This is a genomic window from Pseudoalteromonas sp. 2CM36K, assembly GCF_023161865.1.
Taxonomy (GTDB): Bacteria; Pseudomonadota; Gammaproteobacteria; order Enterobacterales; family Alteromonadaceae; genus Pseudoalteromonas; species Pseudoalteromonas tetraodonis.
Genome location: NZ_JALNTK010000018.1, coordinates 1 through 24,247, shown reverse-complemented (window position 1 = coordinate 24,247; position 24,247 = coordinate 1). Strand labels below are relative to the sequence as shown.

Annotated in this window: 19 protein-coding genes and 1 pseudogene; 17 read left to right on the top strand and 3 right to left on the bottom strand. The window is 41.0% G+C overall.

The window, feature by feature from the left end; genetic code table 11:
* Positions 1-14 precede the first annotated feature (14 nt).
* From MTN97_RS12160 to MTN97_RS12140, 5 genes are all read left to right on the top strand, one after another.
* Positions 15-1,745 (top strand): ATP-binding protein, encoded by a 1,731-nt coding sequence (locus tag MTN97_RS12160; protein WP_248474492.1) that lies wholly within the window; start codon positions 15-17, stop codon positions 1,743-1,745.
* The gene (locus MTN97_RS12155; protein ID WP_248474491.1) at positions 1,738-3,099 is read left to right on the top strand and encodes a sigma-54 dependent transcriptional regulator; all 1,362 of its coding nucleotides are present in this window, start codon (positions 1,738-1,740) and stop codon (positions 3,097-3,099) included. Before MTN97_RS12160 ends, MTN97_RS12155 begins: the two co-directional genes overlap by 8 nt.
* Before the next feature lie 174 nt (positions 3,100-3,273).
* Entirely contained in the window at positions 3,274-4,230 is a 957-nt protein-coding gene (locus MTN97_RS12150) for a porin (RefSeq protein ID WP_036983913.1), read from the top strand.
* Between the two features lie 11 nt (positions 4,231-4,241).
* Complete coding sequence (locus MTN97_RS12145; protein ID WP_036983914.1) at positions 4,242-5,717, top strand: SLC13 family permease; 1,476 nt, start codon at positions 4,242-4,244, stop codon at positions 5,715-5,717.
* 188 nt (positions 5,718-5,905) lie between these two features.
* A complete protein-coding gene (locus MTN97_RS12140; protein ID WP_248474490.1) occupies positions 5,906-7,324 on the top strand; it encodes a coniferyl aldehyde dehydrogenase in 1,419 nt (472 codons plus the stop codon).
* Between the two features lie 63 nt (positions 7,325-7,387).
* Here the strand turns inward: MTN97_RS12140 and MTN97_RS12135 are convergent, their stop codons facing one another.
* Positions 7,388-8,113 (bottom strand): tetratricopeptide repeat protein, encoded by a 726-nt coding sequence (locus tag MTN97_RS12135; RefSeq protein ID WP_248474489.1) that lies wholly within the window; start codon positions 8,111-8,113, stop codon positions 7,388-7,390.
* Positions 8,114-8,429: 316 nt separating this feature from the next.
* On the opposite strand from MTN97_RS12135, the gene MTN97_RS12130 reads away from it, so the two are divergent.
* Together MTN97_RS12130 and MTN97_RS12125 are read left to right on the top strand one after the other, a co-directional pair.
* Complete coding sequence (locus MTN97_RS12130) at positions 8,430-9,293, top strand: DUF6279 family lipoprotein (protein ID WP_036983916.1); 864 nt, start codon at positions 8,430-8,432, stop codon at positions 9,291-9,293.
* Positions 9,294-9,461: 168 nt separating this feature from the next.
* Positions 9,462-10,417: pseudogene (locus tag MTN97_RS12125) on the top strand (GGDEF domain-containing protein).
* On the opposite strand, the gene MTN97_RS12120 reads toward MTN97_RS12125, so the two are convergent.
* Positions 10,414-11,352, bottom strand: coding sequence for a LysR family transcriptional regulator (locus MTN97_RS12120; RefSeq protein ID WP_036983917.1), 939 nt, complete (start codon positions 11,350-11,352; stop codon positions 10,414-10,416). The pseudogene MTN97_RS12125 and the gene MTN97_RS12120 overlap by 4 nt on opposite strands.
* A 118-nt stretch (positions 11,353-11,470) precedes the next feature.
* Here MTN97_RS12120 and MTN97_RS12115 point away from each other — a divergent pair, with 118 nt between their 5' ends.
* The 5 genes from MTN97_RS12115 to MTN97_RS12095 all read left to right on the top strand — a co-directional run bounded on the left by MTN97_RS12115 (position 11,471) and on the right by MTN97_RS12095 (position 20,784).
* On the top strand, positions 11,471-12,640 hold the full coding sequence (locus MTN97_RS12115; RefSeq protein ID WP_248474488.1) for an efflux RND transporter periplasmic adaptor subunit: 1,170 nt from the start codon (positions 11,471-11,473) through the stop codon (positions 12,638-12,640).
* A 9-nt stretch (positions 12,641-12,649) separates the two neighbouring features.
* Positions 12,650-15,799, top strand: a complete 3,150-nt coding sequence (locus MTN97_RS12110) for an efflux RND transporter permease subunit (protein WP_248474487.1) — start codon at positions 12,650-12,652, stop codon at positions 15,797-15,799.
* Positions 15,792-17,204, top strand: a complete 1,413-nt coding sequence (locus MTN97_RS12105) for a TolC family protein (RefSeq protein ID WP_248474486.1) — start codon at positions 15,792-15,794, stop codon at positions 17,202-17,204. Before MTN97_RS12110 ends, MTN97_RS12105 begins: the two co-directional genes overlap by 8 nt.
* Positions 17,205-17,212: 8 nt before the next feature.
* Positions 17,213-18,238, top strand: a complete 1,026-nt coding sequence (locus MTN97_RS12100; protein ID WP_248474485.1) for a zinc-binding dehydrogenase — start codon at positions 17,213-17,215, stop codon at positions 18,236-18,238.
* 290 nt (positions 18,239-18,528) lie between these two features.
* Positions 18,529-20,784: an acyl-CoA dehydrogenase gene (locus MTN97_RS12095; RefSeq protein ID WP_248474484.1), complete on the top strand. Its 2,256-nt coding sequence runs from the start codon at positions 18,529-18,531 to the stop codon at positions 20,782-20,784.
* Between the two features lie 174 nt (positions 20,785-20,958).
* On the opposite strand, the gene MTN97_RS12090 is transcribed toward MTN97_RS12095, so the two are convergent.
* Positions 20,959-21,927 carry an integron integrase gene (locus tag MTN97_RS12090; protein ID WP_248474483.1) on the bottom strand — a complete coding sequence of 323 codons (969 nt, stop codon included), beginning with the start codon at positions 21,925-21,927 and terminating at the stop codon, positions 20,959-20,961.
* Between the two features lie 315 nt (positions 21,928-22,242).
* On the opposite strand from MTN97_RS12090, the gene MTN97_RS12085 reads away from it, so the two are divergent.
* From MTN97_RS12085 to MTN97_RS12065, 5 genes are all read left to right on the top strand, one after another.
* Positions 22,243-22,497: a type II toxin-antitoxin system Phd/YefM family antitoxin gene (locus tag MTN97_RS12085; protein WP_005483180.1), complete on the top strand. Its 255-nt coding sequence runs from the start codon at positions 22,243-22,245 to the stop codon at positions 22,495-22,497.
* Positions 22,490-22,759: a Txe/YoeB family addiction module toxin gene (locus tag MTN97_RS12080; RefSeq protein WP_005464459.1), complete on the top strand. Its 270-nt coding sequence runs from the start codon at positions 22,490-22,492 to the stop codon at positions 22,757-22,759. The genes MTN97_RS12085 and MTN97_RS12080 overlap by 8 nt, the downstream gene beginning before the upstream one ends.
* A gap of 188 nt (positions 22,760-22,947) precedes the next feature.
* On the top strand, positions 22,948-23,370 hold the full coding sequence (locus MTN97_RS12075) for a hypothetical protein (protein WP_248474482.1): 423 nt from the start codon (positions 22,948-22,950) through the stop codon (positions 23,368-23,370).
* Positions 23,371-23,463: 93 nt separating this feature from the next.
* Complete coding sequence (locus tag MTN97_RS12070; protein WP_140122875.1) at positions 23,464-23,886, top strand: GNAT family N-acetyltransferase; 423 nt, start codon at positions 23,464-23,466, stop codon at positions 23,884-23,886.
* Between the two features lie 137 nt (positions 23,887-24,023).
* On the top strand, positions 24,024-24,247 hold a 224-nt coding region (locus MTN97_RS12065), incomplete at its 3' end, for a hypothetical protein (RefSeq protein WP_248474481.1).

Genomic DNA, 24,247 nt, shown 5'->3' with positions numbered 1-24,247 from the left:
TGTCATAGGCGTTTATGTTCTCCATCCCCAAAAAAATTATTTTTGCCTGTATATTGTTAGTACTATTATTAGTGATCACCTTTTCGTTTGGTCGTGCTTATGATTTAGGGCAAGCCAAAATTCAAGCTGATCAACAAGTCATCCAATTAAATAATTATATCGATAACGAACTCGCTCGATTTGCGGCTATCCCTCAGCTGCTAATTGAAAATAACGTATTGATTCGTTTTACTAATAATGAATCACAACACTTTAATGCAATTAACAATTACCTTGCTGATATTCAACAAGCCAGTGGTGCCTCAGATGTATACATACTAGATACTCATGGCGATGTTATTGCCAGTAGTAACTGGCAAACCGACTATACATTTTTAGGTAGTAACTTTGCATTTAGACCTTATTTTAAACAAGCGTTTGCCGGTGAAAAGGTCGCATACTTTGCACTTGGTCAGCGCTCAAAAGAGCGCGGAATTTATTTTTCCCAAGCTATTTACCTAGATGGAAAAGCCATTGGCGTGGTGACGCTTAAAACTAATGTCGCTAAATTTGAAAACGATCGTTCGCTTTTAAATACCTCAAAAGGAAGCCATTTTTATTTGCAACTTGCCGATAATATTATTGCCATGTCAGATGAACCCGCATGGCGTTTAAATAGTTTTACAGAGCTTGATATTACCGCGCGTCGTGATATTAAACAGCGCCGTGCTTACTTAGATCATCAACCGCTACAAATTAAGCAACAGCGCTACAAAAGCCAAGGCATTGAGCAATTTAAAATTGCTGAAGATGAATACGTTGCCGCCTCAAGACCCTTAACTCATCTGAATGCAACCATGACAGTGCTTGTTGATATTTCAAACATTAACGCCTTACAGGTGCCTAGATTACTATGGCTAGTGTTATTTTATTGGGTGTTTATTTTTGTTGGATATAGCTTATTGGCACGCTTTGCCGGGTATAAAAAATTACTGTATTCGCGTCACAGTTTAGAGCTCGAAGTACTAGAGCGTACTCAAGCACTCGAAAAAGCCCAAACCGCATTAGTACAGTCGGCAAAATTAGCCACTATTGGGCAATTGAGTGCGGGCATTAATCACGAAATTAACCAACCGCTCAGCGCAATGAACACCTATTTAGCCAGTGCTAAAATTTTCCTAAAAAAGGGAAGGCTTAACGCATTAAGTGAAAACTTAATCATTATCGAGAATTTGGTAGAGCGGGTGCATAAAATAGTGGCGCAGCTTAAACACTTTAGTAAACCGGCGACCATGCAACTTCGGCCTCATCCACTGTCGGCGTTATTAAACAATGCGTTGATGATCACCCATCCGCAACTTAAACAAGACGATGTTAACGTAAGTGCACCGCAGTTTTCGCAAGAGATCACGGTGTGGGTCGATGCGTTAAAGTTTGAACAAGTATTAGTTAATGTGATCACCAATGCATCACAGGCAATGAAAGGTGAGTCAGTTAGAGAGCTCAGTTTTGATGTTGAATGCTTTGAAGAGCGCGTTAAGCTTTCTATATTAGATAGTGGCCCTGGTATTGAGCATCATGTGTTGGGGTCTATTTTTGAACCTTTTTATAGTACCAAATCAAGTAACGGTTTAGGGCTGGGCTTGTCGATTTCAAAGCAAATTATTGAATCATTTAATGGGTACTTAACTGCACATAATCGCCCTGGAGGCGGTGCGCAATTTATTATTAGTTTATCAAGCATAGAGGCCACTAAAAATGATTGAAGCCGTTGTTTGCAAACAGATTATTGTTATTGATGATGAAGCGATGATCCGCGATTCATTGAATCAGCTATTAACGCTCGAGGGGTATGAGGTACAGTGTTTTAGTGATGCAAGTGTTGCCTTAAGTCGGTTAAATCGCAGTTTTTGTGGCATTGTACTCAGTGACATAAACATGCCCACTATGGATGGTTTAACGTTTATTGAGCAGGTAAAAGCATTCGATAGCGAACTACCCGTGATATTTTTAACCGGTTATGCTGATGTTTCTGTTGCGGTAAAAGCGATGCAACTAGGCGCGTATGATTTATTTGAAAAACCACTGAACGAAAATTTATTAGATTGTATTGCCAGAGCCTCAGATAAACGTGCTTTAGTAATGGAAAACAGAGCGCTGAAGCGCGCGGTTGAGAAAACGTCGGCGCCCGGTGTGCGTATTTTAGGTGATACGCTTAAAATGCAGCACATGATGAACCTACTCAATACGGTGATTGATACACCAGCTGATGTGCTGATTGAAGGTGAAACTGGCACAGGTAAAGAATTAGTGGCTCGCTATTTACACGACCATAGTACGCGTTCAAGCTGTCAGTTTGTGGCTATTAACTGTGGCGCAGTCCCAGAGCAATTAATAGAAAGCGAACTGTTTGGGGCTATCAGCGGAGCCTTTACTGGCGCAACACACGATCGCAAAGGTAAATTTGAGTTTGCTCAAGGCGGCACCGTTTTTTTAGATGAAATTGAAAGCACTCCTTTATCACTTCAAGTTAAATTACTACGGGTGCTTGAAGAGCGAAAAGTAACCCCCGTTGGTGCTAATAAAGCGATAGAGCTTGATATTCGTATTGTCGCAGCCACCAAAGTCGATTTACTTTCGCTGGTAGAAAAAGGTGAGTTTAGAGCCGATTTATATTACCGATTGAGTTTAGTAAAAGTCAGTATTCCTGCATTGAGAGACAGAAAAGCAGATATTCCACTGTTATTTAAGCATTTTAGTTCTATTGCTGCGACCCGCTTTCATAAACCGTTAGGAGCACTCAATATAGAACTACAACAACGTTTACTAGCGCACGATTGGCCTGGCAATGTGCGGGAATTGAGAAATCAAGCCGAGCGCGCGGTATTGCTAGGCCCCGATCTGGCATTTGCACAAAGTGATTCAAGCAACAGCACGCTATCATTAGATTTGAGCCTAGCCGAAAAGGTCAGCTTTTATGAGCACTCCTTAATTGAAGAGGCGCTAGAGCTTAACCATGGCAGCATTAAAGACACCATGACAACCTTACAAATTGCGCGTAAAACCCTCTACGATAAAATGAGTAAATATAACCTTAATCGAGATATGTTCACCGATTAATGGGTGGAAATGGTGATATTGAGTGTTTTTTATGTGTGGAAACCCGCACATTTCAATGTTTATTTTTAAACCTTTATTTTTTAAATTACTGAAAGTATTTATTATTTTTTAGTTGGTCATGTTCTTGCTTTGTAGGTGCAGACAACAAGTAGCATCACATAATTAGCACACATAATGAAAAACAATATATTCCAAGGTTCAGTACTTGCTGCGTTATGCAGTGCTGCCACGTTACCTGCAACCACTTTTGCAGCAGACTACACAGTGTATGGTAAAGCCGAAGTACAAATTGCTAACACCGATACAGGCATAATGCGTTACGCTGACGAAGGCACGCAAATAGATGCCCCTTTTTCGCGTATTGGCATTAAAGGTGACCATAAATTAAATGAGTATTTTACCGCGGTATTTAAATACGAAGTTCAAGTAAAAGGTTTTGAACACGACGACACCAATGAGCCTTTTGCAGCACGCAATACTTACTTGGGCCTAAAAGGCGCATTTGGTGAAGTGGTGGTTGGGCGAAACGACACGCGCTTTAAATATTCAGAAGGTAAGCTTGATAATTTTAACGAAACCCAAGCTGATATTGCTCAAGTAATTGCAGGGCAAGACCGCTTAGGCGATACCATCACCTATACCTCTAAGTATTGGCATAACGCGCAGTTTTCATTTACCTATGCACCAAAAGATGACAACAAAGATAACGAAGCAGGATTTGCTGCTACGCTAATTTACGGCGACCGTAATTTAAATAAAACACCTTACTCTATTTCAATCAGCCATGTCGATTCGCTTAATAACATAAAAGCAAGCCGTATTGCGGGTGTGTATAAGTTTGAAAAATTACAATTAGGGGCATTGTACCAGCATTCAGAATCGATTGACGGCGCTAAGTCTGGCAACGGTTATGTACTAAGCGCAAGCTATAAGTTAGACAAATGGGTACCTAAAGTACAATTTGCAAAAGATGATTCAAAACTACGTCAAACATCAGACGCTACCCAGTGGACCACGGGTGTAGATTATGTATTTGACAAGCAAACCACAGCTTACCTTTTATACACTGACCTCGACCTAGAAGAAAATGCTGATAGCAGTGTTGCACTTGGTCTTAAATATAAATTTTAAGGGCTAAACAAATGACAAAACGTATTTTAGAAAATAACGCGAATAAAAAGCCATTTATGCAATGGCTGTTATTGTTACTTGGCCCATGTGTCATGCTACTTACTTGCTTAGTTGAGCCGCCAGTAGGGATGTCGGCGGCAGCATTTAAAACCGCAGGCTTAGCATTTTGGATGGCCTCGTGGTGGGTGAGTGAGGTAGTGCCTATTCCTGCTACTGCGTTACTCCCTTTAGTGATTTCGCCGATTGTTGATATAGCAGCGATAAAAAGTGTTGCAGCGCCTTATGCGCATCCGCTGATCTTTTTATTTTTAGGTGGCTTTTTAATCTCAATAGCGATGGAGCGTTGGGGGTTACACAAGCGTATTGCATTAAAAACAATGCGTTATGCAGGTAAAAAACCAAGCTTACAAATTTTAGCGATGATGTTAGTGACTGCATTTTTATCAATGTGGATGTCTAATACCGCTACCGCAGTAATGATGCTTCCTATCGCTTTATCTATTACCCATTTAGTTAAAAGCTCAGACCCTAGTAATGAAGGTTTCGGTAAAGCCCTTTTACTGTCGATTGCTTATGGCGCAAGTATTGGTGGTATTGCTACATTAATTGGTACTCCACCAAATGCATTAATGGCTGCGTACCTATCAGACAGTTATCAGATTGAAATTGGCTTTGCCGAGTGGATGATTGTTGGTGTGCCATTAGCGCTCGGTATGTTGCTGATCAGCTGGATTTGGTTAACTAAATTCACTTATAAAGTCGATGCGAATGTACAAGCGAACAAGCGTATTGATACCAAAGCGGTATTCTCTTCACAATTAAAAGACTTAGGTCTAATGCAGCGTGCTGAAAAGGGCGTGTTGTTTGTATTTGTGCTTGCCGCTATTTGTTGGATATTTAGACCTTTATTAGGTGATGTTACCGGGCTTAAAATTTCAGATACCGGTATTGCTATTGCTGCAGCATTACTACTGTTTGTACTACCGGCAAATAAAGGCAGCGATGCGCGTATTTTAGATTGGGAAAGTGCCGCTAAAGTGCCGTGGGGTGTGTTGCTTTTATTTGGTGGCGGATTAACACTTGCCTCGCAAATAAAGTCATCAGGATTAGCTGATTACATTGCTAATATGATTGAAGGGGCGAGTACTATTCCATTAGTAATGAGCATTCTTGTTGTGGTTGCGCTGATTACGTTCCTAACTGAAATAACCAGTAATACGGCAACTGCAGCAGGCTTTTTACCACTGCTAGGCCCCGTTGCTGAGTCAGTAACAGGCAGCCCGTTAGTGTGGGTTATTCCAGCTGCGATTGCGTGTAGTTGTGCGTTTATGATGCCAGTAGCCACACCACCCAATGCGATTGTGTTTGGCTCGGGTGAAATTAAAATGAAAGACATGATCCGTGCTGGTTTTGTGTTAAATATTGTCGCTATTGTTTTAATTACCTTAGTAACAATGACCATAGCAGCCCAAGTTTTTGGTTTTTAATAACCCACTTTAATCAACTAACAAAACAGATAACCGATGCACACAAAAGCAGTGCATCGGTATGCGTTCCAACCAACCTGTTGAGTGTTTTTGCAATCCTTTTCCTCGTGTTGCAAAATCACTCTTTATTGCTCGAGTAACAGAACAAGGTTATAGTCTTGAAAACGTTATAAATCGAGTAGCTTATTTTGAACACTGACACATTATCTACAGGATCTTTGCGTTCGCAATTTAATGAACTAAAGCATGCTTTTGAAGACACCCCTTATTTACCCATTGAGCAACGTCTTGCTTTACTCAAGAAAGTACGCGCTAACATTGTAACGTTAGAGCAAGACTTGATTGCTGCAGTATCTAAAGATTTTGGATACCGAACGGCGTTCGATACCGTAGTGGGGGATATTTTGCCCACCATGCAGGGACTTGCGCATATTATTAAAAAGCTACCTCGATGGTCTAAACCAAGTCAGCGCAGCGCGGGGTTAAGCTTATGGCCCTCAAAAGTAAGTGTAACCTATCAGCCTATTGGCGTGGTCGGTGTGATTGCACCATGGAACTATCCTATTCAACTAGCATTGGTACCTGTTATTACTGCGATTGCAGCGGGTAACAGGGTGATGTTAAAGCTCAGTGAATTTACGCCTAACACCAATGCCGTTATTGAAAAAATATTTGCAGGTGAATTAAGGCAGCACTGTACAATTATTCAAGGTGGTAGCGACGTGGCAAGTGAGTTTTCATCATTGCCATTTGCGCATTTGCTATTTACAGGCTCGACTGCCGTTGGCAAGTTAGTTATGGCCGCGGCCAGTAAAAATTTAACGCCGGTAACATTAGAGCTCGGCGGAAAATCGCCCGTGATTGTGTTAGAAAAAGCCGATGTAAATAAAGCCGCGCGTGCATTATTATTTGGAAAAATGGCCAATGCAGGGCAAATATGTGTAGCGCCTGATTACGTGTTTGTTCCTAAAGCATTGGAGCACCAATTCATTAAAGCGCTTTGTATCCTTTATAAAAAACACTTTAAGCAAGGTGTTGAAGGCAAAAACCTGACCTCGATTATAAGCCCTGCACATTATCAGCGTTTGCTGGGTTATTTAGAGCAAGCACAAGAGCAAGGCGCTAAAATTACTAAACCGCTTGAACAAAACCAGCAAGATGGCGAAAAGCATCGTATGGGTCTGCATATTGTTACGCACGTAACAGATGAGATGACATTAATGCAAGAAGAGCTATTTGGCCCCATTTTACCCATTATGAGTTACGACAAATTAGAAGACGTGCTTAATTATATTCGATTACGCGACCACCCATTAGCCCTTTATATTTTAGGTCAAGATAAACAGGCGCAACAGTACATTATTAAGCAAACACTTAGCGGAACAGTTGCTGTAAACGACACATTAATACAAGTAGCTGCCGATGATGTGCCGTTTGGTGGCGTGGGGCATTCGGGGATGGGGCATTATCACGGTAAAGAAGGTTTTCTCACCTTTAGCCATGCAAAAAATACCTTAGTCTCTGGCTCGGTTAACCCGCGCATTGGTTTATTACTTAAACAAAATAAATTACTGATCAAAGTGCTAAAGTGGCTTTATGTAAAATAGCTTGCAACGCTTAAAATAAAAAAGCTGAATGAATCACTTCATTCAGCTTTTTTAATAGCTAACTTAAAACAGTCGTCCTTCGCCAGCATAAGTACCCGCTAAAATTTTGGTATAAATTGCATCGGCTTTTTCTTTGGCCTCAGCTACCTCTTTCGGGAGCATAGTACGTTCATCAAGTTTACGGCTTTGACTGGCTTGCATGTTGCCGTTATACTCGGCAATGGTATTCCACACATACGACATTTCAAGATTTTTTGGCATTCCTAAGCCTTCAAAATACATCAGTGCTAAATTAAACTGCGCCAATGTGTAATTATTAGCAGCGGCTTTTTCATACCATGTTCTGGCGGCTTTATAATCTTGGCTAACACCATCGCCATTTGCATACATTACACCTAAGTTATACTGTGCTGCGGGAAGGTTCTTATTTGCTGCTTTTTCAAATAAGGTTATGGCCATTTGTTTGTCTAATTTAACGCCATTACCTTCATTATATAAAACCGCAAGTGCAAACATTGAATCTACATGGTTTTTCTTTACGGCTTGTTGGTAAAGCTCAGCTGCTTTGTAATAATCACGGGTAACGCCATGGCCACCTTCGTATAGCTTACCTAATTCGTAAATACCCGGTGCATAGCCTTTGTCAGCTAAATAATTAAACTCTTTAAGTGCTTCTTCAAATTCACCCGCATTAGCAGCTCTGATCCCTTCTTCTAGTCCAGCATGAGCAAGAGGGGTAGCGAGCATAATACCGGCCAGTAGCAGTGCTTTAAAATTAGACTGTGACATAAGCATGTCTCCAAATTAGTTGTCGTTCTATGTAAGCGCCATAAAAGTAAAACTTACCTAGTGAATCTATTAGGGATAGGTAAAAAATTATGAGCTAAATTAATAACGCCAACGTTTATAACCTAGGTATACAAACGTATTAACAAGTAGCTTTAACTATAGCTCAAAAATTCTAAACTTAAGCACATAGTCATGATATAAATTGCGTTAGCTTGCGATTCTATAGAAAAATGAAAAAAATAAAAGCGAGCAATGGCTTACATAATTACTTATGATGATTTTTGGCAACCAAAGCATTATAAAACGGGGTCTGTTAATGTTAAATAATTTAAAAAATATAAAACTAAGCAAAATTATTTTTATAACCAGTTTATTGTTTATTGCCAGTTGTTCTACCTCCTTTGCTTATAACAACCTTGGTTGGCTGTCTTCGTTTTGGATAGACGATTATGTCGACTTAAATAAAAGCCAATCAACGCAGTTAAAAGTGATTATTAATAACACCCGAGATTGGCATCGAGAGGTTGAGTTACCAAAATATAAAGCCGATTTACTCGACTTAAGGCAGTTGCTCGATAAACAAGCCGATACAGCGCAGTTAATGGCAAAAATAACGCAGGTAAAGCAGCATTGGCGCAATTTACTTTTGTACGCGAGTGATCCCTTAATCGAGCTGGCAAAAACGTTAACTCCATCACAACGCAGTGAAATGGTAGAAAACATTCGTGAGCAAATTAATGATGAAATAAAAGAGCACGCTTCATTAACCAAAGAGGAGCATCAGCAGTCTCGTTTAGACAGGCAACTAGACTACTACGAACAATGGCTTGGTAAGCTCACCTCAGAGCAGCGAACGCTAGTGTCACAAGCCAACAGTGAATATATCAGCACCAGCAATTTATGGTATGACTATAAACTAACTCGGTTAGGTGCACTTGAGGCACTGTTTAATCAGCAAACCCTTGATGATGCCCAATTTGCGCAGCAGTTACGCACTATCATTACAGAACGAGAGCTGTTTATGAGTGCTGAACTCATTGAGAGAAATGAGGAAAATTTAAGGGCATACGCACAGTTGCTGGTTAAATTAAATCAAACCTTAAGCCCTAAACAAATTGCACATGTTGATGAGGAGTTTGCTGACTTGGTTGGCACAGTTAATGAATTGCTTACAGAATAGCTGCATTTAACCAGTCCTTTTTGCTTATTTTAAAGGTGGTTGTTAAGCGTAAAGTTGTGATTATTGCATTTCAGGATTAATTTAAACCAGTAGCTTTGATTTAAGTCTTTTATGGATATAGCCGCTCTCAACAGTACAAAAATATTACGTAAGCATGTCTTAAAATGGATGTGTTTATTTTTAGGTTTGCTGTCATTTATTTTTGCTGTGTTTAACCTATCAAAAAATCATTTTTATATTGTAGGTGGCTTAGAAGTGTGATTTCCGCACTTTGTTTTTATACCATTGGTTAAAAACAAGCAACGAAATTGGTATGCCATAACGGTTTGTATGACTGTAACGCTCGTTATATTATGTAGAACCTTTTTGGCACCACTTAAAAATGGTTTGTTTTTGTGGGCGTTTTCTTTACCCATTTTGTATTATCTACTTCTTGGTCGAAAATACGGTATTGTGTTATCGGCCACACTTTTGGTTATGCAATCATCAGTATTGCTTTATAAATTACCAAGCCCTTCTTTTTCCTCTTTTAACCAAGCGCTCAACTTACTGTTTATTTATATTATTATATGGGTCAGTTCTCATGTTTTTGAAGAAAATAGGGCCGAATTTTCTAAGCGACTTAAAAACTTGGCTTTACTTGCTCCTCTCACGGGCGCAGGAAACCGTTTATCTGTGAGTCATTATTTTGAAGTGGAGATAAAAGACAAGTCACAGTTGTACTTGTTTTTAATTGATCTTGACCACTTTAAACAAATAAATGATGAATACGGCCATGATGTAGGAGATAAAGTGCTGGTTGAGTTGGCAACTCTATTTAGGATTACTTTTGCAAAAGGGTATGTATTTAGGGTGGAGGGTGAGAATTTTTTTTAATGAGCAATTTTGATAGTGCACAATCCGCGCTGGCAATGGCTGAAAATCTTAGACAAGCCGTTGCAAATAAATATATTGAAGCCAATGGTATAACCATAAATTTAACAGCCAGTGTTGGCGTAGTTAAGTACCAACAACTAAATTTGGCTGAATTAATAGCGCAAGCAGGTAAGCAGCTTTATAAGGCAAAAGATGCGGGGCGCAATGCGGTTTTTTCTGATATTAACCTCTGTGCAGATGCGGCTTAATACATTTGATCAAAATTAGGAATACTGTTCTCCCAAATCGGTCTTTCTTTGCCAATGTATTCACGCACGGCATCAAAAAACAATCGTGTTCTTACCGGTAAATCTCGGTGTGGGTATACAGCATACATTGCATTATGTTCCATTAATTTTACATCCGTAAGTAAGGGCACCAGTTGCCCATCAATCACTTCTTTATCTAAAATAAATGCCGGCGCTAAAAAGTAGGTGGTGCCAGAGAGAGTTTTCATCAGTAATACTTCTGCATCGTTTGCTCTAAACACACTTTTTATTTTTTGCGCACAGTGCTCGCCAGTGTGGTTATAGTAATTTATGCCTTCTACCCGCAGTGAGTTGCTGGCATAACTGGCCGCTGGCAATTGTGCCAAATCAGTGATTGTTGTAGGCATACCGTATGTTTCTATAAACGCTGGCGCGGCTAATAGTAACAAACGATTACGGGCAATTTTACGAGCAATTAATGATGAGTCTTTGGGCTCACCCACTCTAAACGCTAAATCAAATCCTTCAGATACAATATCAACCAATCGGTCATCTAAACGCAGTTCTACTTCCACTTGCGGAAAGCGTTTTTGAAAATCGTTGATCACTGGCTGTAAGTAGCGTCGACCTATTAAAGTAGATGCGGTTACTTTTAATACGCCGCGTGGCTCTTGGTGGTAGTTTTCTGCCATGCGCACCGTTTCGCCAAGCAGACTTCGTAGCTCACCTGCTTTTTTTATCATTTCAGCGCCCGCTGCTGTAAGAGAGAATGAGCGGGTTGTTCTGTTCAATAGCCTTACTCCAAGTTCATCCTCTAACCGACTAATTTGCTTAGAGATCACTGAGCGGTCAATATTTCGTATTTCGGCTGCTTTTGCAAATGAGCCTTGCTCTACCACTTCAAGCAGCATTAATAGTCGACTGGTTGTATCCATTATTTCATCACGTAGTGAGTATTGATGCCATTTTGGCACTAATGAATTTAAAAATCTATTGTTTTTGTCATCAAGTATGTTCCGTATTATGCAACGCTAAATTAAAAGGAGCGTCGTTATGAACAAACACTTAATTGCTATAGCATTATCTGTTGCATTAATCACACTGGCCGGTTGTGCCGATGAAGATACAACACAATCAGCACCCGCACAGCAACAACAAGCAATTGATGTAGCCGAGGTCTTGGTTAAGCCAGTTCAAAGTTGGCACACCTATACAACACGCTTAGAGTCACCGCAAAAAGTGGCATTAATGCCGCGTGTATCCGGCATTATTGAGCAAATTGAATTTAAAGAAGGGGATAGCGTTAAACAAGGCGATGTATTATTTCGTTTAGACGATCGCTCATTCGCTGCAACCGTTGACAGTTTAAGCGCTCAGGTTAAAAGTGCTCAAGCAGCACTTGAACAAGCAAAAAGCGAAGCATCGCGTGCGGTACGCTTAACTGAGCGAAAAGCCATTTCGACTGAGCAAGCACAAGCGCGTACATCGACTCTGCGTCAGCGTGAAGCACAACTTGCTGCACTGCAAGCGCAGCTTAAAGCTGCAAAGCTCGATTTAGAGTTTACGTCAGTGGTTTCTCCTATTGATGGCGTGATTTCTCGCGCAAATATTACCAAAGGTAACAACGTACTTGCAGGGCAAAGCGTGCTTACTTCAATTGTTTCTAATGACAAAATGTACGCTTACTTTGATGTAGATGAACGTACTTGGAATAGCGCATTTGACGAAGTAACAGCTGCAAGCAAACAGCCTGTTGTAATGCAAAAAGTAGGGCAAGACGATTTTAACTATAGCGGCCATATTAACTTTATAGATAATCAAATTAACGCATCTACAGGCACTTTACGCGTTCGTGCGGTATTTGATGATCGCAGTAACGAGTTGCGTTCGGGCTCATTTGCACGCATTAAGTTAGCTGCTAATGCAGTGCGTGACACTGTCATTATTCCAGACAGAGCCATAGGCACAGATTTAAAAAATCGCTTTGTGTTAACGGTAGGCGAAAACAATGTGCTGCAGTATAAGCTTGTAACGGTAGGTGAGCGCTATGGATCGTTGCGAGCCATCACATCAGGACTTGAGCAAGGCGATGTTATTGCTGTAAATGGCCCTGCTCGTGTAGGACCGGGTATGCCGATATCACCAAATAAAGTGGCAATTAATACCCAAGGCGTGGCATTTACGCTAAGTGCTAATCCTGCCGATTTAGTTGCTAAGCAATAAGGTTATTAGATGAAATTTTCACACTTTTTTATACAGCGACCGATTTTTGCGGCCATGCTGTCGTTGATTATTTTAATTGCAGGTAGCATTTCATTATTTCAGCTGCCGGTCAGTGAATACCCAGAAGTCGTACCACCGACAGTGGTTGTGACTGCCAGTTATCCAGGTGCGAACCCGACGGTTATTGCACAAACAGTGGCAACACCGCTTGAGCAAGAAATAAATGGCACCGAAAACATGCTGTATATGTTTTCACAAGCAACCAGTGACGGACGTATGACGCTCACGGTGACATTTGCGTTAGGCACTGATTTAGACCGTGCCCAAGTGCAAGTGCAAAACCGAGTAAATAGTGCGCTGCCGCGTTTGCCACAAGAAGTGCAACGTTTAGGGGTTGTTGCTGAAAAATCATCACCCGATTTAACCATGGTGGTGCATTTATATTCACCCCAAAATAGCCATGACACCGCGTATTTATCAAATTATGCCGATTTAAATATCAAAGATGAAATAGCGCGTTTACCTGGTGTGGGTGATATTCGTTTATTTGGTGGTGGTAAATATGCAATGCGAGTTTGGCTTAACCCAGATGCGCTAGCATCACGTGAGCTTACTGCAAGTGACGTGGTCAATGCACTACGCTCGCAAAATCAGCAAGTTGCAGCGGGCAGTTTAGGTTCGCAACCGATTTCAAATGACAGTCAATTCCAAATTTTATTAAACGTCAAAGGACGCCTTAATAGCATTGAAGAGTTTAAACAAGTCATTATTAAAGTTGGGGAGCAAGGGCAGCTTACGCGTTTGTCAGATGTGGCACGTGTTGATTTAGGCCAAGATTCTTATGCATTGCGTGCTGAGCTTGATAATAAACCCGCTTTAGCGATGCCAATATTTCAACGCCCAGGGTCAAATGCCATTGAGCTCTCTGATCAGGTGCGTGAAACGATGGCACGTTTATCAAAAGACTTTCCAGCAGGTGTTGAATACGACATTGTTTATGATCCAACGGTATTTGTGCGAGGCTCAATTGATGCGGTGATCGCCACTTTACTCGAAGCAATCGTGCTGGTGGTGATTGTGGTTATTGTGTTTTTACAAACCTGGCGCGCATCTATTATTCCGTTAATTGCGGTGCCTATTTCACTCATTGGTACCTTTGCAGTAATGCAATGGCTTGGGGTTTCTATTAATACCTTATCGCTATTTGGTTTAGTACTGGCTATTGGTATCGTGGTTGATGACGCAATTGTGGTCGTAGAAAACGTTGAGCGAAACATAGAAGATGGCTTATCTCCGCTTGAAGCAACCCGCGTGGCAATGACGGAAGTAACCGGCCCTATTATTGCGATTGCATTAGTATTATGTGCGGTATTTATTCCGACGGCTTTTATTACGGGGCTTTCAGGGCAGTTTTATAAGCAATTTGCATTAACCATTACTATTTCAACAGTAATTTCTGCGTTTAACTCATTAACGCTGTCGCCAGCACTGGCTGCTTTATTGTTGAAATCACATGATGCCGAGCCTGATGCATTTACCCGCGTGCTTAATAAATTATTTGGCCGTTGGTTATTCCAACCTTTTAATCGCGTGTTTGACCGTGGTGCTAAAAGGTATGAAAAGCTGGTACAAAAGCTTATTCGTATGAGCGTTGTAGTTATGGTTGCGTATATTGCCTTAGTTGGCGGTACGATTAAATTGTTTGATGCGGTACCGGGTGGGTTTATTCCACAACAAGATAAGCAATACTTAGTCGCCATTGCGCAGTTACCTGACGCTGCAAGTTTAGACCGTACAGAAGCGGTGGTAAAACAAATGCAGCAAATTGCATTAGAGGTACCTGGGGTTGCGAACACGGTAGCGTTTCCTGGCCTTTCAGTGAATGGTTTTACTAATAGCCCAAATAGCGGCATCGTATTTACACCACTGGCGCCTTTTGCAGAGCGTACGGATCCGAGTATGTCGGCTTCGGCTATTGCAGCGCAATTAAACCAACGTTTTGCGGCCATTGATGAAGCCTTTGTCGCTGTGTTTCCGCCACCGCCAATTCAAGGTTTAGGCACCACAGGTGGCTTTAAATTGCAAATAGAAGATAGAGCTAACAAAGGCTTTGAAGCCTTATTTAACAGTTTGCAATCAGTGATTGCTGCGGCGCAAAAAGATCCGGCGTTAATGGGGCTGTATTCAAGCTTTAGAATTCAAGTGCCACAAATGGATATTGATATTGACCGTGAGCAAGCGCTTATTCAAGGTATTCCATTAGATGAAGTGTTTAACTCGTTACAAATTTATTTAGGCTCAGTGTATGTAAACGACTTTAATTTGTTTGGTCGTACTTACCAGGTTAATGCCCAAGCTGATGCTGATTTTAGGGTAGACCCAGAGCAAATACTAAACCTAAAAGTGCGTAATCGTGCCGGTAATATGGTGCCGTTAGGCTCAGTATTAACGGTAACGCCTACCATTGGCCCAGATCGTGTAATGCATTACAACGGCTACCCAAGTGCAGAGCTTAATGGCAGCCCAGCGCCCGGTTATAGTTCTGATCAAGCGCAATTGGCGATTGAAGCTGTACTAGCAAAAACATTGCCTACTGGCATTGAATATGAGTGGACTGAGGTAACGTACCAGCAAGTATTAGCAGGTAATACCATGGTGTATGTATTCCCTCTGGTTGTATTGCTGGTGTTTATGGTACTGGCCGCACAGTATGAAAGCTTACGTTTACCACTGGCCATTATTTTAATTGTACCTATGACTATTTTCTCAGCGTTATTAGGGGTGTGGTTTGTAGGTTCAGACAACAACATATTTACGCAAATAGCGTTGATTGTACTGGTCGCATTGGCTTCTAAAAATGCCATCCTTATGGTGGAATTTGCTAAAGATAAGCATGACACTGGGTTATCGCACCTTGAGGCGATGTTAGCGGCGTGTCGATTACGTTTACGCCCAATTTTAATGACATCAATTGCGTTTACCGCAGGTGTTATACCGCTTGTATTGGCAACCGGTGCCGGTGCAGAAATGCGTCATGCCATGGGTAATGCAGTGTTCTCGGGCATGATTGGAGTAACTGTGTTTGGACTATTATTTACACCGGTGTTTTATATGCTGGTGGTAAAAAAGCCGCGCGTTAAGGAGTCTTCACATGACTAAATTTAACTTAAGCGCCCTTAAATTATCGCCATGGTTGAGTTCTGCATTAGCGGTTGCTGCGTTATCAGGTTGCGCGAGTAAAATTGACACAGCTGCTCAGCAACAACGGGTTGATGAGTTTGTTGCCAAGGCAATATCTGCAGAGCAGTTTATGGGTGAAGATGAGCAAAACTGGTGGCATAAGCTGGGCTCAGCGCAGCTAAACCAACTGCTGAGCAACGCACTTGCTAATAATTACGACTTACAAACAAGTCAGCTGGTATTAAAAAGCGCTTTGGCGCGTATTGGCGAGCAACAAGCGCAATACTTACCGCAAGGAGGTATTGAGGTTGGTGCAAAGGGAAGCGGGCTAGGCAATACCAATAGCCGACAATCAAGTGCGAATGTAGCACTTGATTGGCAGCTCGACTTATTTGGTCGAATTACTGCGTTAGTCGATGCCGCGAATTCACAAGCAATGAGCCAAGCTGAGCAAGTTAGGTTATTGCAAATTGAAGTGGTGTCGGCTGTGGTTAAAGGCTTTGTGAGTTATCAAGGTAATCTGCAAAAGCAGCAAATTATTGAAATGCAAATAGAAGCGCTTGAACAAAGCATTCAAGTGCTGCAGGCCCAAGTTGATGAAGGTGTGGCCAATGAGCTCGACTTAAACCGCACTATGGCGCAACTTAGGCAGCAGCAAGCCTTGGTGCCGGCAATTAAATATGCGAAGTACCGTGACTTATCTACTTTGGCCGTATTAAGCGCGCAAACTACGCAATCACTGAGCATTAATGATGAACGTACTATATTAACTAAGGCATTTGCGGTGTCATTGGCAAAGCCTAATGATGCAATAGCACTAAGACCTGATATAAGTCGTGCTTTATTTGATTTTAGCCAGGCAAATAGCCTAAGTGTAGCAGCCAGTAAAGCTTTATTGCCGGATATTAGCTTAAGCGGCTTTGCAGGCGTGTTAAGTTTAGGGAGCAACGGTTTTAGTGATACCCAGCAGCAATGGCAAGTAGCGCCGCAATTGCAGTGGTCATTATTAAGTTACCCTGCGCTTTTAGCACAACGCGATGCGCAGCAGTTTTTAAGCCAAGCAGCGTATACTGACTACCAGCAAGTGGTATTAAAAGCGATTAACGAGAGTGAACTTTCTCTGCAATTATTGGTCAATCAAGCACAGCAATCGCGCTTTGCTGATGAGCGTTATCAATTTGCTAATAATGCATTTTTACAAGCACAAGCAATGTACGAAGAAGGGCAAATTCCTTACTTAGAGTTGTTAGATGCGCGTCAGGATGTTTTAATAGCGCAAGAAAATGCCGTTGATTCAACTATTTCATCGCTACTTGCCAAAGTAAATGCCTACCAGTCATTTAATGGGCGATGGAGTTACGCGTTAAGTAATACTAACAAGTAGAGTTTTTGATGCCTAATACTGCAGATACAAACCCAAATACTATTCCTACATTAATGCGCTCTATTGTGTTAAATGAGCCCAATGAGGATATTAACTTATCGGATACTCAGTTACCTGTGCCTCAGTGCACAGGGAATGAGTTATTAGTAAAAGTAGAGTACGTTGGTTTAAACCCGGTGGATGCACAATTTGCCAAGTCTGGCTTTTGTACGTGGCAATACCCGCATGTTTTAGGCTTGGATGCAGTGGGGACAGTGGTTAAAGCGGGCAAAGGTATTTTTCCGGGGGTAGGGGAGCGTGTTATGTGGCACGCCAGCGTAGGTGATCAAGGGGTACTGAGCGAATACGCAAAAGTGCCTAATTATGCGGTGTCTATCCTTCCTCAGCAATTAGCCAGTGACAAAGCTGCAACTTTACCCTGCGCCGGAATGGCGGCATTGATCAGCTTAGATAAACTATCAGTAACTGAGGGCGATACACTTTTTGTTGAAGGTGGTGCTGGCGCTGTAGGGCAATTTGCTATTCAGTTTGCCAAGCAGCGCGGTGCAGATGTATTTACCACCGCCTCTAAGCGCAATCATAAGTTAGTTAAGCAACTCGGCGCCGATGTGGTCTTTGATTACAACGATAAAGCCTTATGTGACAAAATTCGTCGAGAGTTAGGTCCACAAGGGTTTGACGCTGTTATTGATATTATGGGGGGGGAATCGACCATTCAAAATATCGAACTAATGCGTTTTTGTGGTCGTATTGCTTGTTTAAATCCACTTCCTAACTTTGAACAGCAGCTAATGTATCGGCGTGCGCCTAATATTAGTATTGTCTCCTTAGGAGGTGCGTGGCTAGCTAACAGCTTATGTGCGCAGCAGCGCATGAGTTTTATGGGCAATTTGTTGCTTGAAAAGGTAGCAAATGGCGAGATAATTCCTCCAGAAGTATTAGCTGTTGATTTTAACGCAAAGGCTGTTTCGGTTGCATTAAACAATCAGTTAGCAGGTGGTTTTACAGGTAAACAAGTGGTTAAAATAAGCTAATTTCACCCAAATTCTCATATTAAAAAACGCAGCCTAGTTTTAGGCTGCGTTTTTTTGTTTCTACTTTATTACCAAATCCGTATTTGCGGCGCCAACAACCAGAATTATTAAATTTTTAACAAAAAAATAACAATTCAGCGTACAGGTGCAAGCCTTTTTATTTCAACAGTTTACGTTCAGGTAAAGAAAATAAATTGCAAAAACTGTTAATTAATTGAATAGAGTAATTGATCTAAAGCGATTTTTATGACGTAATGTAGGTATTATTTATCTGGTCGGATGAGTTCGTTATGAGTTTACGTACAAAATTAAAAAAAGTACTACCAAGCATTTCAGTTACTGAGCAAGAAGCGTTAGACGCTGGTGATGTATGGCTAGAAGGGTCTATCTATCAAGGTAAACCAGATTTCAGCGCGCTACGCGACGTACCTGCGGCTAAATTAACCGCAGACGAGCAAGCGTTCCTAGATGGCCCAGTACAAGAATTACTTGGCATGATTGACGATTCAGTCATTCAAAATGGTATTCATTTACCAAACGACATTTTAGAGTTTTTGAAAAAAGAGCGTTTCTTCTCGCTGATCATCCCTAAATCGTTTGGCGGTTTAGAGTTCAGCCCATACGCTAACTCAACAATTGTAGGTACAATTGCTACTAAAAGCTCAGCGGTTGCGGTAACCGTAATGGTACCAAACTCGTTGGGCCCGGGTGAGTTACTTCTTCACTTTGGTACAGAGGAGCAACAAGCACACTATCTACCACGCCTTGCAAATGGTACAGACATTCCATGTTTTGCATTAACCAGCCCAGAAGCAGGCTCTGATGCAGGCGGTATTCCAGATGTAGGTACCGTAACTAAAGGTATGTACAAAGGCGAAGAAGTACTTGGCTTAGAAATCACGTGGGACAAACGCTATATTACACTCGCGCCAATTGCTACTGTACTTGGTTTAGCGTTTAAAGTAGTTGACCCAGATGGTCTACTAGGTGGCAAAGAAAACCTAGGTATTACTTGTGCACTTATTCCAAAAGAGCACCCTGGTGTAGAACTTGGTAACCGTCATGATCCTATGGGTATCCGTTTTTACAACGGTACTACACGTGGTAACAAAGTATTTGTACCAATGGACTTTATTATCGGTGGCCAGAAGAACATCGGTCGCGGTTGGCAAATGCTGGTTAGCTGTTTAGGCGCAGGGCGTGGTATTTCATTACCAGCATTGGGTGTAAGTACAGCACAAGTTGCATTTAAATCAGCTTCTGAGTACGCAGCCGTGCGTGAACAGTTTGGTTTATCAATTGGTCAATTCGAAGGTATTCAAGAAAAGCTAGCTGACATTGCAGGTAAAACATACCTACAAGAAGCAATGCGAGTACTGACAACTGAAGGTTTAGGCATGGGCTTAAAACCATCGGTAGTGACTGCAATCGCTAAATACCATATGACAGAGCTTGGTCGTGATGTACTTGATTCAGCAATGGATATTCAAGCAGGTAAAGCGATTCAAAACGGTCCACAAAATACATTAGCGAGTGGTTACGTGGCGCAGCCTATTGCCATTACGGTAGAGGGCGCGAACATTCTGACTCGTAACCTAATGATATTTGGCCAAGGTGTCATGCGTTGTCACCCATACTTACAATCTATGGTTGAGTCTATCCACAGCGATGACAAAAACGCAGATGCAGAATTTAATGGTATTTTACGTAAAACAATTGGCTACAGTACAGCAAATAGCTTACGTGCATTCCGTTTAGGTGTATTACCGTTTACTGCTGGTGCAAACTCGGCATTACCAGAAGTACGTGACTACGAAAAAGCAGTGCATAAACTATCAGCTAAATTAGCTGTGTATGCTGACTTCTCGTTACTAGTACTTGGCGGTAAACTAAAGCAAGCTGAGATGCTTTCAGCACGTTTAGGCGATGTAATGAGCTTCTTGTATGCAGCTATGGCATCTATTAAGTATTACGAGCAAAAAGTAGCAAGCACCGAGCGTGAGCAAGCGGCTCCTTACTTCCATTACGCAACACGTTTTGCATTACAAAGTGCTGAAGAGGCATTGCACAAGTTCTTAGATAACTTCCCTGCAAGTGGTACACGTAAGTTCATTCGTTTCATTACCATGAACTACTCAACTAAAATGCCAAAAATCAGCGATGATTTAATTCGTGAATTAGCGAAACAAGCTCAGCTTGATACAGCATTTAAAGCGCAAATTACCCATTTAGTTAAGCCAATTAAAGGTGATGGTCATCACATCAACGAGCAAGCTTACAAAGCTAAAATGGCATCACTTGAGTTATTAGCAAAAGTGAAAAAAGCGCTACGTGCTAAAACCTTTAAGCCGGGTACGCGCTTTTCAATCACGCTTGAAAATGCACTTGCTGCAAAAGTAATTAACGACGCTGAGTTTGTTCAGTTAAGTGATTACAACAAAAAACGTGAAAAAGCGATTCGTGTTGATGAGTTCGACTTCGATATGAACATTCTAGACGACAACGCACAGCCAGTTAATCCACTTAAAAGCGTGGTTAACCAATAAAATTCAATAATGCAAAGCGCCTGCAGTTTAGGCGCTTTTATTGATACAAAATTAGTGTGGAGCTCCGCTTGTGTAAAAACAAGCGGGGCTTTTTTATGGGTTTTCAAAGTAGAAATAGATAGCGGTATTGGTCTTAAAGCGAATATGTATGCGTAGAGAGTTAAAAAGAGATGCTTATAATCTTGAAAAAGGGCTAACAACCCCGTTGGCACCTTGTTGCAGTACATGGGTATATATTTGTGTGGTTTTAACATCAGAATGGCCAAGCTGAGCTTGAACAGTTCTTATATCGGCGCCATTTTGCAGTAGATGAGTAGCAAAAGAGTGTCTTAATGTATGAGGTGTTATTATTTTTGTTAATCCTGATTTTTGGACGGCTTTTTTAACCTCTTTTCTAATACAAGAGTGATGAAAATGATGTCGTCTTATTTCACCACGTTGAGGATCTGAACTTAATATATGAGAAGGAAATAAATACTGCCACGCAAGCGATTTTGCGGCACTTGGATATTTTTTTGTTAAAGCATATGGCATCCATACGCCAGAATATTCCGTATTATTTAAATCCAGTTTTAAATAGTCATCAACGTTCAAAATTTGATTTCTTAGCATAGGTATTAGCTCTGTGGCCAGCGTAACAATGCGGTGTTTATTACCTTTTCCATTCCATACTTGAATGCATTTATAATCAAAATCAATATCTTTCACTCTTAATTGCACCGCTTCCATTACTCTTAAGCCACTTCCATACATGAGGGCTGCAATTAAATAATAGCGCTTATTTAAATGAGCCATAAGCAGCTTAACTTCTTCTGGCGTCATTACGACAGGCAGTTTTGCTTGTTTTTTACTGCGGGCAAAATTTAAGTTTAACGATAGTTCACTTTTTATTATGTGCTTGTATAAAAATGACAATGAATTAAGTGCTGTGGCTTGCGTTCGTGGTGCAACATTTTGCTTTAAAACTAAGTGTTCTAGATAGCGTTCGACTTCATTGTCTCCCATTGAGGCGGGGTGGCGCTTATTATGAAAATGAATATAAGATGCAATCCACCTCAGGTAGGTATCTACGGTACGTAATGAATACTGACGAACTAGCATATATTCAGCTATGTAATTTAAAAATGGGGAACGTGTTTTCATACTATTACCAATAATAGTGCTGTTTTTATATACAGTATAGTTGTGATGCTCACATATTCAAGAAAATGAGCTGCGAGCGCATTTTCTCTTTTATTGAGAGTTTGAGTGCTAATAAAAAATTATATATAGCAATGTGTTAAGTTATTTGGTAAAAATGATTTATAAAATACATGAGCGTATCGTTGGCAGAAATATGCGCGATGAGCGCACTATAAAATTGTTAGTTGCCTTATCAATATCACATGTTCAATTTACTGTACAACTGGAGTGGTGAAGACTATACTTGTTCCATTAAACATACATGTGGAGGTTCTTATGAGAATCGTATCTTTTACTGAAGCTAGAAATGGTCTCAAAGCTGTTCTGGACGGTGTAGTTAATGACGCTGATACAACAGTTATTACACGCCGCGATTCTGAAGATGCTGTGGTTATGTCTTTAGACTACTACAATAGCCTTATGGAGACAGTTCACTTACTACGCTCTCCTCAAAACGTTGAACACCTAAACCGTTCAATAGCACAGTACCGTGCTGGTAAAACAACAGCACGAGAATTAATTGATGAGTAGTAGTCAACGTTTACTGTCGTGGACTGATGACGCTTGGGATGACTACCTGTATTGGCAAACTCAAGACAAGAAAACACTCAAGCGCATCAACAAACTCATCAATGATGTTAAGCGTTCTCCATTTGAGGGCATAGGTAAACCAGAGCCGTTAAAAGAGAACTTATCTGGTTTTTGGTCTCGTCGTATTGATGACACTAATAGGCTTGTTTACGCAGTCGATGATCAAGCGATAACGATAATTTCGTGTCGTTACCACTACTAAATCAGGTTCAGCGATCTGGCATCTAACAAACAATTTAAGAGTGATTCCCAACGCTTGGCATTTTTCATTCCATCGTTGGGTTTTGTGTTTAAGGTATAATGGTTTCGTTTCGTGGTAGCGTTGCTCACACCTTAATTGGGCGTTAGGCATCTATGTTCAGTGCAATGAATCAACATAAGTATCTCGATATGATTGAGATACAAGAAACCTATAAAGATAGTCTCAGAATAGTAATCGCTGAGGCTGGTGTATCTGATGTTGCCCCGAAAATATCATCAGAAGAAGAGCCAAATGAGGAATTACGAAAGATATTGAACGAGAGTAAGCCCATAGAGGTAACCGACAGCAGTGCCCACTATGAAATTATCTTCGATGACTACATAGCATATGCAGTAACGAACGAAAGTTATGCTGGTGGCATCGAAGAAAAATTCGAGGGCAGGCTAGCACGGGTTTATACGAAGTCAGCATTTCTCAATTATATTGAACAAGGTACATTCGCCACAGAAGATTATCCTGGCCCATTTGTTCACTATGGTTTTTGCTGCCTAAACCAAATCATAGATGTTGTTTCTGAAAGGCCGCCAACGGTGAATTTAATCAATGCCTAACAAATTTATTAACCATCGCCACTGCGTGGCTGGACCGCTAAAAGCGCTGCTTCGCAGCAATAGCGGCCGGTTATAAAGGCGTTAGGAGATTCAATGGTTTCGTATCAACAAACAGAAGATTTATCAGCTTCGGCTAAGATTACTTACGTAAATATGCGCTCATACTACGAGCATTATTCTGTTGATTGGGATTGCTCCAAAATTGAAGAACAAATCCATGATTTAACCAATTTCGATATCCTGTTCAATGGTGAGGTTGTTGGAGCAATTCGTTTGGCATTTGATAGCTACGGTTGTTATATCCGTGACTTGCAAGTCAGCGAGAAACACCAAAATAAAGGTGTTGGTGCGTTAGCACTTTCTGAATGTGAAAGGCTAGCAATTGAATCAGGCGCTAATCGACTTAGGTTACGTGTATTTAAAATTAGCCCAGCTTTCCATCTCTATGAAAGACTTGGGTTTGTGGTTGATAACGCTGATGATCGATTTTACAGTATGTCGAGAACAATCTCCTAACAAACAGTTCAAGAGGGATTCAGCACGCGTGGCATTTTTGCTATGCGTTAGGTTTAGTGATTAAGGCGTGATGCGGTAACTTCAGTGTTGCGTGCTTCACCCCTTAACTGGGCGTTAAATTGCTCTGAGGATTCAAATTGCACTGGTTAGCAACTCTAAATGGAAATAGCATTATTCTGGATAATTTAGACAGAATGAACTCACCACACTTCAGCATTTTTCAGGACTCTGATGATCACCAAGCTGAACAATTTTATCTAAGCTCCAATCATTTTAAAGGAGTTGAAATAAAACAGACACCCATCTTTAATTTTGTACTTTCAATGGTTTCAAACTATGCTTTAGGCAGTATGAATAAATA

Bases quoted from the DNA above. Each gene is read 5' to 3' on its own strand.
- MTN97_RS12150 (WP_036983913.1), top strand. From the start codon at position 3,274: ATGAAAAACAATATATTCCAAGGTTCAGTACTTGCTGCGTTATGCAGT.
- MTN97_RS12105 (WP_248474486.1), top strand. From the start codon at position 15,792: ATGACTAAATTTAACTTAAGCGCCCTTAAATTATCGCCATGGTTGAGT.
- MTN97_RS12160 (WP_248474492.1), top strand. From the start codon at position 15: ATGTTCTCCATCCCCAAAAAAATTATTTTTGCCTGTATATTGTTAGTA.
- MTN97_RS12145 (WP_036983914.1), top strand. From the start codon at position 4,242: ATGACAAAACGTATTTTAGAAAATAACGCGAATAAAAAGCCATTTATG.
- MTN97_RS12070 (WP_140122875.1), top strand. From the start codon at position 23,464: ATGGTTTCGTATCAACAAACAGAAGATTTATCAGCTTCGGCTAAGATT.
- MTN97_RS12100 (WP_248474485.1), top strand. From the start codon at position 17,213: ATGCCTAATACTGCAGATACAAACCCAAATACTATTCCTACATTAATG.
- MTN97_RS12080 (WP_005464459.1), top strand. From the start codon at position 22,490: ATGAGTAGTAGTCAACGTTTACTGTCGTGGACTGATGACGCTTGGGAT.
- MTN97_RS12085 (WP_005483180.1), top strand. From the start codon at position 22,243: ATGAGAATCGTATCTTTTACTGAAGCTAGAAATGGTCTCAAAGCTGTT.
- MTN97_RS12095 (WP_248474484.1), top strand. From the start codon at position 18,529: ATGAGTTTACGTACAAAATTAAAAAAAGTACTACCAAGCATTTCAGTT.
- MTN97_RS12120 (WP_036983917.1), bottom strand. From the start codon at position 11,352: ATGGATACAACCAGTCGACTATTAATGCTGCTTGAAGTGGTAGAGCAA.
- MTN97_RS12115 (WP_248474488.1), top strand. From the start codon at position 11,471: ATGAACAAACACTTAATTGCTATAGCATTATCTGTTGCATTAATCACA.
- MTN97_RS12090 (WP_248474483.1), bottom strand. From the start codon at position 21,927: ATGAAAACACGTTCCCCATTTTTAAATTACATAGCTGAATATATGCTA.
- MTN97_RS12075 (WP_248474482.1), top strand. From the start codon at position 22,948: ATGATTGAGATACAAGAAACCTATAAAGATAGTCTCAGAATAGTAATC.
- MTN97_RS12135 (WP_248474489.1), bottom strand. From the start codon at position 8,113: ATGTCACAGTCTAATTTTAAAGCACTGCTACTGGCCGGTATTATGCTC.
- MTN97_RS12110 (WP_248474487.1), top strand. From the start codon at position 12,650: ATGAAATTTTCACACTTTTTTATACAGCGACCGATTTTTGCGGCCATG.
- MTN97_RS12155 (WP_248474491.1), top strand. From the start codon at position 1,738: ATGATTGAAGCCGTTGTTTGCAAACAGATTATTGTTATTGATGATGAA.
- MTN97_RS12130 (WP_036983916.1), top strand. From the start codon at position 8,430: ATGTTAAATAATTTAAAAAATATAAAACTAAGCAAAATTATTTTTATA.